The organism is Colwellia sp., assembly GCF_013214175.1.
Classification (GTDB): domain Bacteria; phylum Pseudomonadota; class Gammaproteobacteria; order Enterobacterales; family Alteromonadaceae; genus Colwellia.
In genome coordinates, this window is sequence record NZ_JABSPA010000006.1 from 1 (window position 1) to 19620 (window position 19620).

A 19620-nucleotide genomic window follows, 5' to 3' on the forward strand; every position below is an offset into this window, starting at 1 on the left:
TTAAGGCATTAAAATTAACAAAATTAACTTCATCTGCGGTGCCGTCGTTTATTACACCTTTATTTTCTGCTGTGATTGACCAAGTATTAGCTATATTGCTCGCGGTTAAGGTATTACTGCCGGTGCCAGTAACCGTTTCAATGCCAGAGATATCTGTGCCGATTACAACCGTTTGATTTGTCGCACTAAGGGTTAAGCTATCATCATCACCGCCACCAGTAATAAGTCCGCTGATATGGTTCATATCGGTGATATTAAAAGTATCAACCGCGCTGCCGCCGGTTAAGTTTTCTATGCCGGTAAAAGCATTGATATACGTTTCGGGAGTTGCTTGTGTATCTGTAACATTCCCTGCACCTGCTGCAGTAACATGCCATATATTGGCAGCTTCTCGTCCTTCTATGGTGTCAGTGCCTATACCTCCAATAACAGTACCGCTAATATTGCCCGCAGCGCCAAAAACAAAGCTATCACCACTAATACCCGCGCTTATATTAGAGAAATTGTCAAAAGCGACACTACCTGCGGCATCACTGCCAGAAACATCAACATCACCACTGTCAGTTGCATCAATATCCCAGGTATTTTCAGCAGTGCCATCAGCTAAAAGATTATTGTTATTAGCTATACCACCATCAACGGTTTCAACATAAGAGACCTTACTAAGGTCTAGTGTTTGTCCGGTGCCAGTAATATTTATTTTATCTGTTGATAAAGCCTCATTGGCAGATGTGGTATCACCATAGATATGACCTGTTATATCGGCGGTGCTGGCAATATTAATCGTATCATTGCCAATACCAGCAATAATGTTGGTAACAGTGCCACCGTTGATGGTAATGGTATCGTTATCATCTTCTCCGCTAACAGTGGTAATTGCACCGGCATTAATGGTGATAAGATCGCCACCGACACCACCATTAACGGCAGTAAAATCATGACCGATATTCATGGTGTCTACTGCAGTACCACCTTGCAGTATTTCAAAGTTAGTAAAGGTAAAGTTATCGCTACCAACACCAGTAGTAGAAAGGTTTCCTGCACCATCACCTGTACTTGCGAACGTATTAGCTTTATTGGCGCCTGTTATAGTATCAATACCACCTGAACCAGTTACATTGACAGTAGAGGTAAAAGCACCAGTATATCCAAGCAAAAAACTACCGAGTGGTGAACTTGAACCAGCTAAAGTGAAGGCTACAGTACCGTTTTGAGGTCCCCCTGTATCGCGAGCATTTACATCACCATTTAAGGTAATTGATGGTGTGCCGTTAGCAGAATTATTCGTTGCTGTGATAGTGATATCAGCACCTCTTTTGGGGCCTGAGCTATTTGCAGCTCCCATGGTGATATCTTCGGCGCTAAGGGTAATTTTTCCGCCATCTTCTACGCCTGTAGTATTAATATTATCTACAGAAATAGTGTCACTGCTAATATTTACCGAGCCAGAATCATCTTTTCCTAACGAAGTGGTGATATTGCCAAAAGTGAAGGAATTTGACCCGGTAGAGATGAGTTTGTTGGCAAAGATGTTATAAGAATCAGCTTTCACGTCACCTGATGCGGTAATAGTCACATCACTAAATCCTAGACTTGCAGTACCGATGTTTCCGGTAAAAACGATATCATTTCCTATTAAAGTTAACTTATCAGTATTATTTACATCGGTTGTCAGATTGTAGAATTTAGTTGGACTAACGCACGAATCGGCAAAACAAATACTACCTGTACCTGCATCGATGACCGTTTGAGCAGTAACGAGGGTATTACCATCTATTAAAACATCACCGCCCAATGTCCTAATCGTTTGATCTGTAGTGCTAGCGTTATAGTCAATAACAATATTATTAGCACTAACAACAATATCACCACCAGCAGTCCAAATAGTGTCATTAATATAGACATCACCACCTGCTAAATTATTTGTAGGTAAGTTGGCTGAATCAGCTTCTAAAGTCAGTGTTAGTGAATCATTTATATCAGGTGAACTCCCTGCCCAAATATACTTATTGATGATGATATCGTTATGGGCACGTAGAGTTAAGGTAGAATGCCCTAGACCTGAAAAGTTTAGAACTGAATTTAGCGTAATATTGCCAATACCATCAGCTTCTGCGGGCCCACCACTGCCAGTTTCAATTAAAACATTTCCACCATTACTTAATGCTGACTTTAAATCACCAATATAAATATTTGAATCCATGGTGGTGTGAGTGAAATATGAGTCAACACTTCCTGCGGGATATGTTTCATCAGCAGAAGTGGCACTGCCAGAAATAGTGATATTGTAAGGGTCAATTAACCACAATCCACTATCACCATTAGCGGCACTAACATCTACTGTTACCGCTAAATCAACGACACCTGCTGAGGTTTCAACAAATCCGCCATCCCCACTCATTAAACCGCCTGTAGCAGAGATATTGCCATAAACCTTAGCGGAATCATTACCCCAAATAATAACTTTACCGCCATCACCGCTATTTAGTGCGTTAGCATTAATATGAGTATTTCCAGCAATATAACTGGCACTAGCACTTCTTATTAAGTCATTTTCACCACGATAATCACCGCCTATTAAAATTTCACCGCCGCCTGTTTCACCGGAAGCGTCAATAACAGAGTCATTTAGTAAGGCAACTTTATCACCTAATACTTTAATAGCGCCGCCATTGGCAACATCACCGCGCGCTGAGGTTAAACTTTGCTCGGTAAGTAGCACTGTATCTTGAGCGTGAACTTCTATATTACCCGCTTGAAACGAAGTAGAATCCGCGCTTACGTTAGCAAGTAAGTAACCACTAGAGGTGATATTTTCACCTAATACAACTATTTGACCAGCACCCGAAGTGTTGCCACCTACATTAATGGAAGATACATCAACCTTGCCGCTATTTATAACATCGGCACCACCGCCTAAAGAGAAGCTGCCATCAGCATGTACTACTACGCTAGTAGCATGTTCAATGCCTGAGTTTACCGCTTGTGAAAAGACATATTGACTGGTGCTGGCGGTTAATAATACTCGTCCGCCTTTAGCGTTTATTTCACCGCTATTAACTAAGGCCGGATCTAACCCCAGCTCTTCTTGTAATATTTCATCAGTAATACGTACCCCTAATAAGCCGCCGGCTTCAAAGGTTAATACCGCTTGTTTACCTACCGCCAAATTGACTGCGCCTAAGTTAGCTGAAATATAACCGTGGTTTTCAACTTGTTTACCTATTAAGCTAACACTACCACCAGTTGCCGCATTAATAATGCCGTGATTTATGACCGCGCCATTACCGTCACCATTAATACTATTTTCTAAGGCATCAAAAACATAATTGCCGTTAATAAAATCATCCGGAGTAATGCTAAGGCCAGAGGCAACTAAACTACCAACATTAATGTTGGCGCTTTGGGTAAAGACGATACCGTTAGGGTTAACTAATATTACCTTGCCGTTAGCGTCGATATTACCGGCAATGACAGAGCCATTGCTGCTTAAGATATTATTAAGAGATACCGATTGGCTATTGGGCTGTATATATTGCACCCGTTCATTACTGGCAACATTGTAACTGTCCCAGTTAATCGCCATATGTTGCGAGGTTTGGTTAATTATTGTGGTGGTGGCATCAAGTTTCGAGATATCGCCGCTACCGTCAACAACAACACCACCTTTAGGGCCATTGGCATAGGCAGGATTAATTAGGGCAGGTAAGGTATAAGTTGAGAGTGCTAGACACACTGAAAAGGCTGTAGAAGAGATCGCAAAAACTTGAGTTTTAGACTTGTTCAGATGAGTGTTTTTAGCCATCTGACCATTAGCTTGTATCTTGCTAACGTTGTTTTGACTACCATTGCTCTTTTTATTATTAAAGCGACTGCTCATGCGAATATCCTTACTGCAAGTTTCTAACTTTAGGGTTAACGATTGTAGCGTTATTTATATTTTCAATTTATTATTGTGATATTTTTTTTAATGCGCTTTACTATTGAAATAGCTAACCTTATAAAGGAGCTATTATGGGTTTAAACCACAACAGCCCATTAAATAAAATGTTAATCCGACTATTCAAGCCTGAAAGAAATAATCACTCAATCAATCATTGACTTGAAATAGTCCAATTATAATTAATCGACAAATTTTCAACTACTGCATCTGAGCTTGTAGAATAGCCCTTAGAACTTAAACCTAACCTCACATCATGCACATCATGTTGAATCACCTGCAGACTCCATGTTTGTAATAGGGCATCATTATTAACGGTACTCATATTGCTACCCCAAAACATTTCAATCATGTCATCGACAGAGCTAATATCCCAGAGGCTTAAATCTTGGTTAAATGCACTAGCGCCATTAAACATCTTGTCTAAATCCATTACTGAACTCACATCCCAATGACTAATATCAGCGTTAAAGTTTACCGCTTCCTCGAACATTCTCTTCATGTTATTAACTAGTCTTAAGTCTGGGGTATCTATAGCGTCGCTAGTTGCGTTTACACATTGATAAAATGCATAGCTCATATTTTCCCAAGCAATATCACCCCACTGATTAATATTGATTAACTTTAGGTTGTTATTATCGAACCCTTTAAGATTCATTAATATCCGAGGAAGTGCACCATTAATGGTAACTGTATAAGTACCCGGATTTATATAGGTGTGAGAGGCAAAATACACTGCTTGGTAATTTTCCACAGGCGTACCATCGCCCCAATCGACATCAAAATTGTAGGTATAGGTATTTGGGTCAGTACCTATTGCGATACTTTCACCGGCTGCTGTAGTTTGCCAAGTGGTAATAAAAGGTCTGGGTTCAACAACATCAACGATACGCACTAAAGTAGAGATATTACCTGCAGCATCAGTGGCAGTGTAAGTTAATTGGTACTCGGCAATAGTAGTATTATCCACTGTACCTACTGGCTCAATTGGCCCAGCTATCACGATTACTTCATTATCATAAACATCAAGTGCAGTAGCACCTAGCTCTTTATAATCACGTCCTTGACCTAAAGTAATAGTGCTATCACCATTTAAAGTAATCACAGGACCAACTAAATCGGAAACATTTACCGTACGCACAACAGCTGTTGCTTCATTCCCTGCGGCATCTTCTGCAGTGTAAGTAATGGTATAGCTATTAATTTGGTCAATGTTGACGCCACCTGTTGTAGTAACAGTTACCGAAGTATCAATGTTATCTGTTGCCGTTGCACCAGCATCGTCATAATCATCGCCATAGTTATGCTCAATAATGGCTTCACCCGTTAAGGTAATAACAGGCGCAGTCAAATCAACAACATTAACCGTACGCATAACAGTTATTGCGGCATTATCTGCTGCATCAGTGGCGTTGTAAGTAACAGTATAACTGCCTATAGCATCAGCTTTGACATCATCTGAGGTAATGACGTTGATTACTTCATCAACATTATCGCTTGCTGTAGCACTGGCATCTATATAAGGCGTGCCGACAGGGTGAATAACTTCACTACTACCACCAAGGGTAATAACAGGCGCTACATCATCAATAACATTGACTATTCGGGTTGAAGTGCTTTTATTACCCGCAGTATCAGTAGCGGTGTAAGTTAGGGTATAACTGTTAACAATTGTGCTATCAACACTACCTGTCATGGTAACGTCTACATTGCCATCCGTTGCATCATTTGCCGTAGCCCCCTCATCATCATAAGAGGTGTCGATACTGTGAGTAAGAGGAGTATTACCTATTAAGGTAATAACTGGCGCTGTAGTGTCTTTGGGTGTAGGAGTAGGCTCAGTAGAATCGCTGCCTCCACATGCGGTTAAGGTGCCAAGTGAAAATAGGAATACTGGCGCTAAAGCTGATAACTTCATAAAACGTCCCTGTGTCTGTAAAGTAAAAATAATAAGTAAAATAAGTAAACGCTTATCCTAACTTATGAGTTAATCCGTGCATTAACTCATACCTTAAATAAGGCGTTAAAGACCGTAAGCACACTAGTTCCAATGTTAATAAGAGTGTGTTTACTAGTTAAAAACAGATAACAAGCCTGTTACCGTGACGTTAACCAATGTCTATTTCGTGCGCGAAATTAACATATATTCAACTTAATTGACACTATAATAACCAGAATTGTTACTTCTTGTGTAGCTATTTTTTGTACTATCTTTGTAAATGCTACTTAACATATAAAAGTGTCGCCATTTCGCTACACCCTAATATTTATGGGCTATGGAGAGATTAAACCGCTAATAATACTTATTGATAAGTTAGCTTTTTTTATCAGCTGCAAAGTAAACAAATGATAAAGCGTTGAATTTTTCATTGATTTTATACTTAAGTCTGGCTTGCTATTGTCATTATTTGGGACTACAGGGGTATTTTTAGACAATGGATTCCCGACTACACACTTTGGCAATGACTCAAGGCGGATTACCGATTACGCACTTCGGGGGGTGACAGTCCTTGGGTTTTCAATTAAGAAACAACGACAACGACTGAGAACTTCTTCGTTATTCCGGTGTCTTTGAACCGAAATCCTCCCCTTTGAGAAAAACTAATGAATTGTCGATTATTTACCACAACAATGGATGTTGATTAACTGATAACAACTTGTAAAATAAAAGACGTGCAATCACCTTGAAAGCCTAGTTATAATCATTAGCATGAAACGATTGTATTCAATGGACTGTGCACAATAAATGTTAACCTCACAAGTATTCAAAAGCAGAGCTGGCCTGCATTACACGCTTAGGCTTACCAATAAAGGCTTTAGTTCCCTACCCAATACCATTAAAGCCGAGCCTTTTACCGACAAGAATGCTGCTTTGCAATTTGTTACTAACTTGCAGGTGCCGCTGTTTTTTTGGGAGAACTTGGCACAGTCTAATACTTTCTTTAGCTACCGAAATTGGACTAATGCCAACCCGTGGGCTGGTATAGAAAACTATATTGCTCAAGCGTTAACACAAGGTAGTATGCAAGCTTATAAAACCGCGTCAATAAGTGAGTTAAACGGATCACGTCAATTAAGAAGTTTTAAAGATACTCAAGGTAAACGCTTTGAGTTACAACCCGCGGCAAGTCTATTAGTTAATGCAACTGCCGACGTAAAACCTGTTCATGACAAAGTTAGCGCAGAAAAAGTGCTGCAAGATCTCAACATCACGGCAGAGTCAGCTGAAAGTATTAATAAATCATTTAACTTGCCTGCCAATAGTGGAACTAGTGTTGAAGCATTAAAAACAGCACTTATCAATGGTGACATTGTACTTACCCAACTGCCTGAGCCACTTAAGCCTTCTACCGGTCAAGATTTAGTTGAAACCGTTTTTGAGGCCGCTAAATCACCATCAGATCCGCCTCCTCAAGCAGCGCCGCCAGCAGCACATGCAGCAACAACAGCGTCACCTACGCGCGCTGAAAATGCCACGGCAGATGGCTTAACTAAAGCAGCAGAAGATGGCACACCATTCTGTGAAGAATGTGAAAAAGCAGCAAACGCGGCATAACCTAGGCTGATATTATGAAAATGACTACAAAACCAGTAACAAAGCACGACATTGAAGCGATTCAGCAACAGTTATGGCAAGCCAATAGTAACGGCAAAGTACCAATCGTTTATGCCATTTTAGATGGCGCCCGAGATAAACAAATTGAGCGGTTAGTAAGACTAGGTTCATTAAAGTCATCTTGCTTATATGAAGGTAAATTGACTTTCAAAATGACCCAAGCTGCCCCCTATTTAGTGCGATTAGAAAAAGATCATCCGCAAACGTTAGAGATCCTTCAAAAGGGTTGGGGTAATAGCTGGGGAATTTTTGCCATAACTTACCAAGGTGCAACACACATTAATGTACGTCATAACTGTCGTAAAATTGCCCGTGTTAAAGGTCCTAATGGTAAAAATCTAGTATTTAGATATTACGATCCGCGTGTGCTACGTACCTATATTACTCAATGTGACATAAATGATGCTGAGAAAGTATTTGGCCCAATATCAGAGTTCATTGTAGAAGGTGAACAAACCAACACTATGCATCGCTTTAAGCGAGTTGAATCGGGGGTTCAAGATAGCCATAATGCTAATGATATACATATTACCACTTGCGTAGAAGATGAAGACTTTACCCGCGGTGAGTCGGGCGCTCTTAGTATCACCAGTCATCAGTTCTCAGTATTTGAACAAGAAAAATTCAAACGGTTTATTGCCGAGATGGAATTACACCTTAGTAGCTATTTTAAAGCGCAAACGGCTGAGCTTATTGAACAAGAGCAACTTAATGATTGGGTAAGTCAAAATGTTTTACACGCTCAGGATTTTGGTTTTATCACCGAACTTGATATTTGTCGCTACCTCAATGTAGCGATAGTACAAGGTGAATCGGTAAAAGACGCACCTTGGTTGAAGGCGATTATGGCTGAAAGCTTATTTCCAAGTACTAAAGCAACGCTGCTGGAAGAAAAGTCGCTAGAATTGCTCGACCAAGAGCATCAAGTTGTTATTGAAGAACTAGATCAAGTCAATCAACAGCACTTAGAACGATTTTATCAAAAACATCATAAAAAACTACTCGGTATTGGTGTGCCCCTTTATGATTTAAGTTTTACTGATGAACAAGCATTAAAAGAGTGGATGTTCCGCGTTGGCAAGCAGTGCATTAACTTAGGATTAACCGATGAAATGGCGCTAGATATTTGGCTAGATATCGCCATGCGCTACGGTGAAAATTTTCCACAAGAAGACTGGGCAATATTATCCGAGGCGCAAAAGGAAGAGTTGTCGGCGTCAAATAAATTGTTTCATTTACTAGCTCAACAACCGCATAAGAAAAGCGCTTAAACGGATTTATAGTAACCCATTATGACCTTAAGTAACCCTACTCCAGCTGAACGTATTGTTTCTCATGAGAATAAAATCACTGAGAACATTCAGCAAATAAAAACAAATGAGCAGTTAATTGAAACCCAAGAAGCTGAACACATTGACTTACTAGCAGAAAAAACAGTATTAGATGCTAAAAGCCCAACCTTTTCTGAACGATTTATGTTTGATGACAGCTTAAAGGTAGAAAAGGCAGCAAAGAAACAAGCCGTAGAGGATGCTAGAGAAGAAACAACAGAGTTAAAGGAAGATACCTATCAGCTAAAAGAAGATACTCATGTAGAGCAAGAAAAACTTAAGGTAGCTCACGCTGACGAACAGGCTCTGCACCAAGAAAATATTGATGAGCTGGAAGACAGCAAAAATAGAAGTGAAGACAGACTTAAACGCTTAGAAGATTATGATGAAAAAGATCCTACAAAAGCAGCCGCACAAGCTGAAAACATAGAGCAAGAACAAGCAGTATTAGCCAAACGTGAAAGCGATTTAGCACAAGCAAAAGAGTCAGCTGAAAATGCAAAAGAGGCTGGACAAGCAAGAGATGCCAAAGTAGCTGATGACGTAAAAGAAGCTTGTCCGCTAAAGTGTAAAGCTACACAACTAGCGATAAAAAGTAATAACGATAAACGTAAATATCAAATGGCGACCGAGCTCAACCAAAGCTCACAAACTCTGCAGGTTATTAGTTTAAGTAAAGCGGCTGTAGAGAAAGGCACCCGCGAACCACCTGTTTCTATTATTTCGGTTGCTATTACCGGTTTATGTGAAAAAGGAAAACCTTCAGATACTGCTGCCGCCGCAGACGAAAAAATACTAGCCCGGGTAAGAAGTGGTGAATTTTGTCCTGTTGTTAAAATTGACAAGTCGCCACTTAATATTGTCATGCCCGGCACTAAAGGCAGTCCGTTAAATTTTCAAGCTTTTTGCCCAGATCCACCAACAGGATTCAATTGGGATTACTTGTTTAAAAATATGTTTATGGTGAGTAAACGTGAACCTGCTATTTATACGATGGAAACCGAAGGCTGTGATGGCAGTTACGCCTTAGTTAGTAAGGTCGAAGCTTACCCGAAGATAAAGGCAGAAATAGGCGTATCTATTGCTTATAAACAAACAAAAGATATTACAAAAGTACCAAACTGGGAAGCAGATCCAAAAGCAGTAGATAAAATTACTGATTATAACAAAGGACACCGCACAGTTGAGTGTGGCAACTGGGTTTTTGCCTTCAACATGAAAGGCAGTGTGGACCAAGTTAGTCTCGCTGCGCAACTTGAACATCTATCACCCAACGATTTACTACCTAAGTTACGTAAAGCATTAAACCTATTTATTTTTATCTTTGATGTGATAAGAATTTGTTGCGACAACAAAATGGGAAGTAATATTTTTGAAAAAGCTGCCGCAATTGCTGATGCCGCGGATAAAGACGGTCCTTATGACGAAACCGGCTTAGTTAAAAATGATAAACCGGGTAGAGATAGTGCCGGTAAAGTTATCGATGCGGATGCAAGCGGCCCGACGGGCAGTATCAGTATTAACTATCCTAAAATATCCTTTGGTTTGGGTTACGAAAACTGTGAAGCGGTTGGTAAACCTACATTAGGTAGTGCAACCTCATTACAGTTAAAACTTGACCCACTTATTGGTGTTACAGGTAAAGTAGATATTCTTGGTGCTTTAATTCAAATTGGCATTAACGGCTTAATTCCCGGTGCAGCCTTGGCGGGTAAAACGTTTGTAGAATACATTTGGCCTATATTAAAAGGCCTATTACCAGAAGATACTGAAGTTACCAAAGAGAATATAGACAAACGTAACTATTACCTTGAAGGTGGTGTCGCTCTTGTGATGAAGGTCGGTGCCAATATTACCGCTGAAGGAAAATGGACACACCATAACGATGGTGAAAACTTAACGAGCTCTTTTGTACCTTTACCTGCAGACCCAGTGAATAATCCCGTTTCAGGCGCGTTCAGTGGTATGGCTGGTGCCTCCCTAGAAATGCATCTTGAGGGTAAAGCTTATGCTAAAGGTAAAGCATGGGCAGTAACCTTTGAAGCAGGTTTAATTATTGCTGTAGGAAGTGCTAAAGAAATTGGCGCAGCTAAGTTAGAATATAAAGTTAACATCACCGAGAAAAACGAACAAATGATGGTTGATGGTGCCTTTGAGTGGAATGGCTTGGCGATTATTACCGCTTCTTATAAATCGGCGGGTATTGGTAGTAAAGATAATGATGATACAACTAAATCGGCACAGGGTGGCAGACCTAGCGCAAAATCAAAACAAAGTGAAACAAAACATACCTTTTCAGAAAAGGATTTAAAAAACCAATGGGTATTAATTGAGCCCGGTAAAACGCCAAAAGACACAAAACCGGTACCACTAAATGACTATTTCAACTCATAAAATAGCGCTAATAAGCGCAATACTTTTAACCCTTATATTTACAAGCTTATTACAGGCAGAAGACTCTATGCTCACTAAAAAACCCTATTTTACCTACCGCATTGAAACTAAAGGTGCGTTGTATCACGCTAAAATCAATGGCATTTTATTAGAGGAAGATTTTGAAGGACATGCTTTAAATTTTGAACAACCCGTCAATCAATATATGCGTACTGGTACAAATCGTATTGGATTTGATTTATATACTTTTACGCCTGAAGAATTTGGAGAAGCAAAAATTACCGTTAGCTTATACGTTAACCAAGATGGCGCGGGTGAATCACAAAAGAAATTAATTAGCCAAGTCACTTTTAAAGCCAACGACTTTGCTGTCGAGAAAAGCCCACAACAAGCTATAAAAGCAAGTATGCCTGCTGTACGTCTAGATTCTACTGATGAGTTTTTAGCAAGTGATAAGGGAGATGTAATTGTACATACACCACAAATTGAACCATCAAAAATAGAACCAACTGCATATCATGTCTATCAAGATATTGAAGTTAAAACTCCATTTCCTGAGTGGGGATTTTTTGAGGCTGAAACACTTGACTTCCCTACGCTCTGGGATGATTTCACTGATGATTTTGAGAATTATAACAAGGCATTAATTTCCCCCCTATATAGAGAACATGAAATAATATTTGAAACATTAAAAACTCAAGATTTTGATAAAATATTACCCTTATTTTCTGAACGTAATAAAGAATATGATATAGCGCTATATTACCCTGAAGGTACCTATGATGAAAAGCTGAAAAAAGCTTTACAAAGTGACTTCGATGATAAAAACTCAGTATTAAAAATACATAAAGATGAATTTGCTGCACCTGCAATTAGTGATGATAAAAAACTAATTCGTATAGGCTCCCCGCAGATGATTTACTTTGAAAACGAAGAACATTCACTGTTTTCAAAGTACCCTATCTGGTTCTACAAAAAAGACGGTAAATGGATTATTTCTCGCTAGTTTCAGTTTGAACACTCACTAAAATTAAGAAAAAAGCCTGCTATATATTGCAGGCTTTTTTATAGGCATTACTCAACGTGTCTCTTAGAAACTTAAACTTTTGTAGAACTCAATAATGCTAACGATATACTTGCTAAGAACGGGTTACCTACACAAAACGCTCTTATATTGATGAACTCATACACATGAAGTCCTTAAGCTTGTCCGCCGATAATAAGATCTATTTAAACTGCAGTAGAATCAATTGGCTGGACAAGCTACTCATATATAGGTAATAACAAATCTAATAAAAAAAAGGTAATAACTGCAAAGTTATTACCTTTTTTTGTTTGCTCTTATCTGTACTAACCTACTACGACGGCAAGAACTCCACCGGATAAATCACTGTCACCGATTTTACGTCAGCTGCGCCAAAGTTAAACTGCCTAACGCGAGAACTTATTAGGCCACCCATGATAACTTGTACATATTTACCTCAATAAACTAAGCTTAATTTACCTCGTTAAGTTTGGTGATTGTTATGCCTAAGCCTCGTTCACAACAAATCAGTTTATTAGATACGCCGTATTATCATATTTGTAGTCGCACGGTACGAAAGGCCTTTTTGTGCGGCGTCGATAAAGAAACAGGTATTAGCTTTGAACATAGGCGCACATGGATTGAAAAGCGTATTTTTCAATTGGCTCAAGTGTTTTCTATCGATATCTGTGCGCATGCTGTCATGCATAACCACTTACATCTCGTTTTACATGTTGATATAGAGCAAATAAAAACGTGGTCAATGGACGAGGTACTTGAACGATGGCATCAGTTATTCAAGGGCACACTACTGACTCAGAAATACCAAAATAAAAAATCGCTTGATAAGTTCCAACTAGCAATGGTTGAAAGCACTGCTGATATTTACAAACAGCGCTTAATGAGCATTAGCTGGTTTATGCGTTCATTGAATGAGCCAATTGCTCGACAAGCAAACCGAGAAGACCAATGCACAGGACACTTTTGGGAGGGACGCTTTAAATCTCAAGCCCTGCTTGATGAAGGTGCACTATTGTCTTGCATGGCTTATGTTGATTTAAACCCGGTACGCGCTGGTATAGCCCCTACGCCAGAGCAGTCTGCTTTCACCAGTATTCAATTACGTATAAAAGCAGCGATAAGAGGTCAACAACCTACGTCGTTATTATCTTTTACTGGCAATGAACACCAACATAAACCAACGGGTATTCGCTTCAGCTTAAAAGACTATTTAACACTTGTTGATGAGACTGGACGGGTTCTTCGTGATGATAAACGTGGTGCCATCAACCATAAAACGGCAAATATTCTTGCAAGGCTTCACATCAGTGAAGAAAGCTGGTTAAAACTCACTACGGATTTTGAAGGTATCTTCACAGGCGCCGTCGGCACAGCTGAGCACTTATGTGAATTTAGTGAGCATATTGGCCTGCAACGCACTCATGGTATTACCAATGCTCAGGCCTGTTTAAATACCGCTTAACGCCCTTTATCAATCAACCATGAAGTTTTATGTTACCTTTACGTGGCAGGCTTAACTCAGTCAAAATTCAATGGTTTAGAAAACTTCAGTAATAAACCGATTAACTAACGCCTACCTACTTTAAAATTAGGCATCATACTAAACTCCAAAGGCCAAAATTTACGTGCCCTTATTCCTTAGTACTATCATGGGTGGCAGAGTTATTAAGAGTTATTACTATCATGGGTGGCAGAGTTATTCCGCAGAGTTATTACCCCTTAGCTAAAATTCAATGGCTTAGAAAACTTCAGTAATAAACGATTAACTAACGCCTACCTACTTTAAAATTGGGCATCATACTAAACTCCAAAGGCCAAAATTACGTGCACTTATTCCTTAGTACGATCATGGGTGGCAGAGTTAAATCGCAGAGTTAAATCCATTGTCATCACACACCTTATTTATAATTAAAAAACAATCACTTATTTACTTATAACCTCATTAAACATAGCTTATAATTAATACTCAAAATCTCTACTCATTGTTAATGATTTTGACAAATACTATTACTAAAGGGACTTAGGTAACACAATGGTTAATCATCGAATTCAGACCGCTATTTATTTCAGTACGCTTTTTGCTAAACAATGGCTATTTTTTTTATTGTATTGCATTTGTTTTTTTATTGGCAGTATTCATGTCAACGCACAAACCTTGCCACTACCTTACCTAATAAACAACGCATCAGCATTCAGTGATAACGACATCTACGTTGGGCTTGTCGGCAAAATTGAGGGTAACAATGTATGGATTGATATTGCCACTGGCGAAATTAATGAAATGCAAAGCTCAGACAATACTTTGCAAGGTCCCATCCATAATGGTAACAGTGGCCCTGGAGGAGATGGCAGGTATGCTGATATTTTTACTCGTTTAGGTAATATCCCCAATAAAACCATCAATATTCCTCATATTGATACGGCACGTATTTTTATTTCATTTGAATCGCCACTTTATTTGTATTTCTTTGCTGATGGCGGAGGTTATTCAACCCCCTCTTTGACTAATGATTCAGATGCTAACCTAGGGCTTAAGTTTGAACTGATTGAGCTAAGCTATGATGATAATGGTCTTTCAACAAATACTACCCGTGTTGACGCGTATCAATACCCCATGGGGCTTGAAGTTTGGAGTACGGATGGCTTTTATAAACGTATTGGTGAAGTATTAAGTCATGATGATATTCTCACACAGTGGCGAACAGATGTAAGCCTTGCATTTCAAGCTTCACTTGATGAAGAACTTGGTATTATTTTAAATCCCTCTCTTAGTAGCAGTTTTCAAGAAGGTGAGGCAAATGAGCAATATTTTACTGACTATGTTGATGCACTATGGAATCGTTATGAAGCTGAGGAACTATATGTCTACATAGATGCTCAAGCCGTTTGGCTTGGTCGCGTTACCAACGAGCAATTTACCTTTACTAACCAAACAGACCAAACGGTTGCCATAATATCCGCAAAACCCACTACTTTAGAGATACTCACCACCAGTGGTGTTTTGGCCGAAGATGTTAGCAATACACCCAACCTTGATGCTGATAAATATATCCAACAACACTTTAGTACTGCGCTTAATATGGGGGCTATTGACCTCAATATTGAAACAAACCAATTAGCCGACTGGTCTGCAATCGACAGCTACTTTAGCAGTAATATACACAATGAATATCTCGCTTTTTGGCACTCTCAAGACATCAGTTATCAAGGACAAACTTTTGCCTACAATGATAGCCACCATAATTCGGCAATCATTCAAAGCCTTATGCCTGAAAGAGTCACAATCACTATCGGCGGCTTGGTTAATGATGCTTATCATGCAGCTGAGTCTATTGAGGTTTATTCCATTACCGGTGGTGATGGTGAGACTACTCTTATCTCTTACGGTACAAATACTAGTGAGCACTCATCGGGGATAGGGTTTGGTATCAACACTACAGGAACCGTTTTATTAGAGGCCCGATTATTACCGCTAAATGTTACCGTTCCAACAATTATTTGGCAATCAAGTGATGCTTCTGTTGCATCCGTTATTGATGGACTTATAACGGGTATCAGCACAGGTACCGCTCTGATCACAGCAAGTAATCATGATGGCGCAATATCAATAACTTGGGGAGTAGAAGTTAACGACGATAACCTGGACATTTCAACGTCCATAGATACGACTACCAACTGCATAGCAGGGACTGATAGCTCTGCTACCTTAGGCAATAAAAATGATAACTATGCTATAGGAACGACTTGTTCTATTACTGGAACCATTGAGCTCAATAATGATGGTTTGAGTATTCCCCCGGGGACAATTAATGATACCGTGATTATTGAGCCGACTAATAATAACTGGGCTGTTGTGGTAAATAATGGCGGGAGTATTACCCTGCCAATAACTGATATTACTGATGACAATACAGGTACTGACAATAACTCACACATTGAAACGACCAAAGCTAATGACAACTCAGAAACTGTTGTTGCCAGCGAAGTCAATGATACACAAGCGGCACAGACAGACAGTGGCGGTTCAATAAGTTTTGCTTTATTTAGCTTATTCGGTATGCTTTTATGGCGTAAGCATAAAGACGTTAGTTGAGAAGTATAAGTTAAACTAATTCAAAAATTAAAAAAAACTCTCAAATAAAAAAGGTAATAACTGCAAAGTTATTACCTTTTTTAGTATTTACCCTTTAATAAACCCTAAGCTATTAAGATGGCAAGAACTCCACTGGATAAATCACTGTCACCGATTTCACGTCAGCTGCGCCAAAGTTAAACTGTCTAACGCGGGCAACAATACGCGATTCCAGGCGTTTATCGTTTAGCTCGCTTGAGGCAATATTTACCACTAACACTTTACCTTCAGGTGAAATGGTTATCTCTAAGACAATCTTCCCTTTAATACCTGGGTTGCTTCTGCGCGCTTTACGATAGAGTGCGTGCAGCTTGCTTTTGTTTTTATCCATAACATAAGCAATGTCTTCTTCTGGTCGGTAGTTACCTGTGCGTTTAAAGGCTTTATCTGCCGATTGCTCAGGTTCAATTCCTTCCACTAAACTGGTATCAGCACGTGCGGCAAGTAATTGCTGTTGTGCAGCGGCCACTTGCGCACCGTCAAGTTTAACGGTACTACGACTACTATTAAGTACACTTGCAGTACTTACCCCGCCACTGCCTTTACTGGCATCAGCAGTAAGTAAGGAGTCACGTTGCGCAGCCCTTTTTTGACTACTGCTGGTATTAGTTTTAGCTAATCTATTACCGACCATGGCATCAATACTTGAGGTATCCATTAAATCAGACAACTCATTACTAAGTGCTAACAAACCACTTTCACTGGCGACTTCACGAGCCTTTACTTGTTTTTTAGTTAACACTTGTTGCTTTTTAACCTGCTGTTTTTTTACTTTAGGTTTGTCTTTTGGCTTAGGTGGATCCTTTTTAATCACCTTAGGTTTTGGTGGTTCTTTTTTAATGACCTTAGGTTTGGGTTTAGGCTTTGGTTTATCTAAAATAAATTTAGCCACTCGCTCAGGTATTACTACTTTGGCACGTTTTGTTTCTGGTGGTAGCTCCATTGAGCCGATATAAAAACCTAAACAAACAATAAGTAATACAATACTCGTCGCAAAAAAGATAAAAGATTTATCCGTTTTACTTTGAGGATGCCAAGCAAGGGCCAACTGTTGGTAAGTAGCAGTTGTCATTATTATTACCCTTTACTTTTCGCTGTTTGCACCGCGGCAAAAGCTATTTTGGTGTAATTTGTTTGACGGCAGCTCGCTAAAATTTTTCTGAGCACTTGATAAGGAATACTCTCATCACCCATGATGGTTATAGCAAGTCCCTCGCCTGGTTGTTCTTGTGCGTATAAGCGGTTATCTGCTCTGAAATTAAGCTCTGTTACTAACTCAGCAATGATGTTTTCATCACTTGTTAATAACTGAGCAACATCAACAACCTTCTTGCCTTGTACTAGCACTTCTGTCGCTGTGATACTTATTATTAGCGTTTCTTTTGGCACCTTATCTGCGACCGAAGTCGGTAAGGTGATGTCTTTACTATTGGGTAACTGCTGGGAGCCAGAGCTAACCAATAAAAAGAATACTAAAATAGTAAAAATATCCATCAGCGATACCAGGTTTAACCCAGCATTTTTATGGAGGCCTTCAAAACTCGACATGCGTTTTGAACGACCGGATAACTTAGCCTTTTTCATAATAGTTACTCTTTGGCACTTTTATCACTTGCTTGACCTGATGCTACGCCGGCTTCCACTGCTAAGTCATTAACAGCTAATTCTGCAACAGCGATGACTTGTGCATCACCAATAGAAATATCGGGAAATAACACCACAGTTTCAGCTGAAAAGCCGACAACTACTTGCGCACTGCGTACTTTATCCATGACTTTAATCATGGTTTTGTAATCAACTTCAGGTTCAAGTAATAATGAAATACTGCTTTCATCAGGAAAACGGGTTTTAATGGCAACCATGGCATCAGTAAACTGCTTCCATTGACTGTCTTTTTGCGTACGCTCAATTTTTTTGATTAGGCCGATATTAGCGTCTTGAATATCAAAGCTGTGTTCGCGTATTACCAATTCCAGTTGCAGTTTCACTTTTGCTGAGTCATCACCTTTGGCGTCTAAGGCCGGCAGGTTTAATTCAAGTACGGTAAGCCTTGAAAACACCGCAGTGATCAACAGGAATGGTACTAATATCACCATTAAATTTAAAAAGGCGGTGATATTAAGCTCTTCAGCTTGTTGTATCGTTTGTAAGCCTCTTCTTTTCATTAATCTCTAACCATTAAGTTAAGTGCTTTTAGCGCTGATTTTTCAATGCTATCCACTAGGTGAGCTGTTTTGGTTACTAGATAAGAATGTACTAGTAATAATGGGATAGCAGCGATCAAACCAAATGCAGTGGTATTCATGGCAACGGCGATACTGGCAGAAAGTAAGTCGGCTTTTTCAGCAGGGTCCGCTTGAGCAACTGCGGTAAAGGCTTGAATAAGACCAATGATGGTACCTAATAAACCTAATAGAGTGGCGATATTGGCATACATTGCTAAATAATGGGTGCGCTGAGTAAGCTGTGGCATTTCATCCATAATGCCTTCTTCTAATGCTGCTTCAATTACTTCACGGCTTTTGTTGTCGTTATGACGGGAAAAACCATAATTAAGTACATTGGCTATGGGGGTTTTTATTTCAGCCGTTAATTTTACTGCACGTTGAAAATCTAACGCTTTTAACATAGGCACCAGCTCAGTCCATACTGAGTTGGTAGCTTTTTCGGTTCTGATCAAATAAATGAAGCGCTCAACAGCAATAACAAGGCCAATAGCAAGGACTATCAGTATCGGGTACATAAACGTGCCGCCCGCTTGAAATAATTTAACGATTTCCATAAAAATACCTTTTGATTAAGTGATTATAATTTTTCTGATTAATTTAATTTATTTAAGTTAAGTTAAGTTAAGTTAACTTAACTATTGTTTGAGCCTTTGATAAAGTTCATACAAGTATCGAGTTTTTTAGCAAAATACGGCTGAGTTTTATCAAGCTGTTGATTATTTTCAATTTGCTGAACATCGCCAATGTCCGGTGTTTGTACCGATAGTGGTGCTGCAGTCACTTGACTAGCGGCGATACCATTAACGTTTAGATCGAGCGCATCTAATAATACTTTGCGCTCACGCCGATAATCAGCTAACGACAGCTTGTAATGGGCATGAGCTTTAGTCAGCTCTCGTAATTTTTTCGAGCATTGATTAATATTCATATTTAA

At 39.4% G+C, this 19620-nt stretch carries 13 protein-coding genes; 6 read left to right on the forward strand and 7 right to left on the reverse strand.

Annotation, left to right across the window (positions count from 1 at the left end; translation table 11 throughout):
* Together HRT55_RS14430 and HRT55_RS14435 are read right to left on the reverse strand one after the other, a co-directional pair.
* Positions 1-3880: filamentous hemagglutinin N-terminal domain-containing protein (locus HRT55_RS14430; RefSeq protein WP_291622375.1), on the reverse strand; the 3880-nt coding region annotated here is incomplete at its 3' end.
* 214 nt (positions 3881-4094) lie between these two features.
* Positions 4095-5858: an immunoglobulin-like domain-containing protein gene (locus HRT55_RS14435; RefSeq protein ID WP_291622376.1), complete on the reverse strand. Its 1764-nt coding sequence runs from the start codon at positions 5856-5858 to the stop codon at positions 4095-4097.
* A gap of 828 nt (positions 5859-6686) precedes the next feature.
* On the opposite strand from HRT55_RS14435, the gene HRT55_RS14440 reads away from it, so the two are divergent.
* The 6 genes from HRT55_RS14440 to HRT55_RS14465 all read left to right on the forward strand — a co-directional run bounded on the left by HRT55_RS14440 (position 6687) and on the right by HRT55_RS14465 (position 16419).
* Positions 6687-7496 (forward strand): hypothetical protein, encoded by an 810-nt coding sequence (locus tag HRT55_RS14440; protein WP_291622377.1) that lies wholly within the window; start codon positions 6687-6689, stop codon positions 7494-7496.
* 14 nt (positions 7497-7510) lie between these two features.
* Positions 7511-8827, forward strand: coding sequence for a DUF4123 domain-containing protein (locus HRT55_RS14445; RefSeq protein WP_291622379.1), 1317 nt, complete (start codon positions 7511-7513; stop codon positions 8825-8827).
* Positions 8828-8848: 21 nt separating this feature from the next.
* Positions 8849-11281 (forward strand): hypothetical protein, encoded by a 2433-nt coding sequence (locus tag HRT55_RS14450; RefSeq protein ID WP_291622381.1) that lies wholly within the window; start codon positions 8849-8851, stop codon positions 11279-11281.
* A gap of 67 nt (positions 11282-11348) precedes the next feature.
* Positions 11349-12287 (forward strand): hypothetical protein, encoded by a 939-nt coding sequence (locus HRT55_RS14455; protein WP_291622384.1) that lies wholly within the window; start codon positions 11349-11351, stop codon positions 12285-12287.
* 520 nt (positions 12288-12807) lie between these two features.
* Entirely contained in the window at positions 12808-13788 is a 981-nt protein-coding gene (locus HRT55_RS14460; protein WP_291622385.1) for a transposase, read from the forward strand.
* Between the two features lie 570 nt (positions 13789-14358).
* Entirely contained in the window at positions 14359-16419 is a 2061-nt protein-coding gene (locus HRT55_RS14465) for a beta-1,3-glucanase family protein (RefSeq protein ID WP_291622387.1), read from the forward strand.
* 112 nt (positions 16420-16531) lie between these two features.
* Here HRT55_RS14465 and HRT55_RS14470 read toward each other — a convergent pair whose 3' ends face one another.
* The 5 genes from HRT55_RS14470 to HRT55_RS14490 all read right to left on the reverse strand — a co-directional run bounded on the left by HRT55_RS14470 (position 16532) and on the right by HRT55_RS14490 (position 19614).
* Entirely contained in the window at positions 16532-17530 is a 999-nt protein-coding gene (locus HRT55_RS14470; protein WP_291622388.1) for an AgmX/PglI C-terminal domain-containing protein, read from the reverse strand.
* A 5-nt stretch (positions 17531-17535) separates the two neighbouring features.
* Positions 17536-18042, reverse strand: a complete 507-nt coding sequence (locus tag HRT55_RS14475) for a biopolymer transporter ExbD (RefSeq protein WP_291616707.1) — start codon at positions 18040-18042, stop codon at positions 17536-17538.
* A 5-nt stretch (positions 18043-18047) separates the two neighbouring features.
* Positions 18048-18623, reverse strand: coding sequence for a biopolymer transporter ExbD (locus tag HRT55_RS14480; RefSeq protein ID WP_291622389.1), 576 nt, complete (start codon positions 18621-18623; stop codon positions 18048-18050).
* Positions 18623-19240 carry a MotA/TolQ/ExbB proton channel family protein gene (locus HRT55_RS14485; protein WP_291622391.1) on the reverse strand — a complete coding sequence of 206 codons (618 nt, stop codon included), beginning with the start codon at positions 19238-19240 and terminating at the stop codon, positions 18623-18625. The genes HRT55_RS14480 and HRT55_RS14485 overlap by 1 nt, the downstream gene beginning before the upstream one ends.
* A 77-nt stretch (positions 19241-19317) precedes the next feature.
* Positions 19318-19614 (reverse strand): hypothetical protein, encoded by a 297-nt coding sequence (locus tag HRT55_RS14490; protein ID WP_291622392.1) that lies wholly within the window; start codon positions 19612-19614, stop codon positions 19318-19320.
* Between the last annotated feature and the right edge of the window lie 6 nt (positions 19615-19620).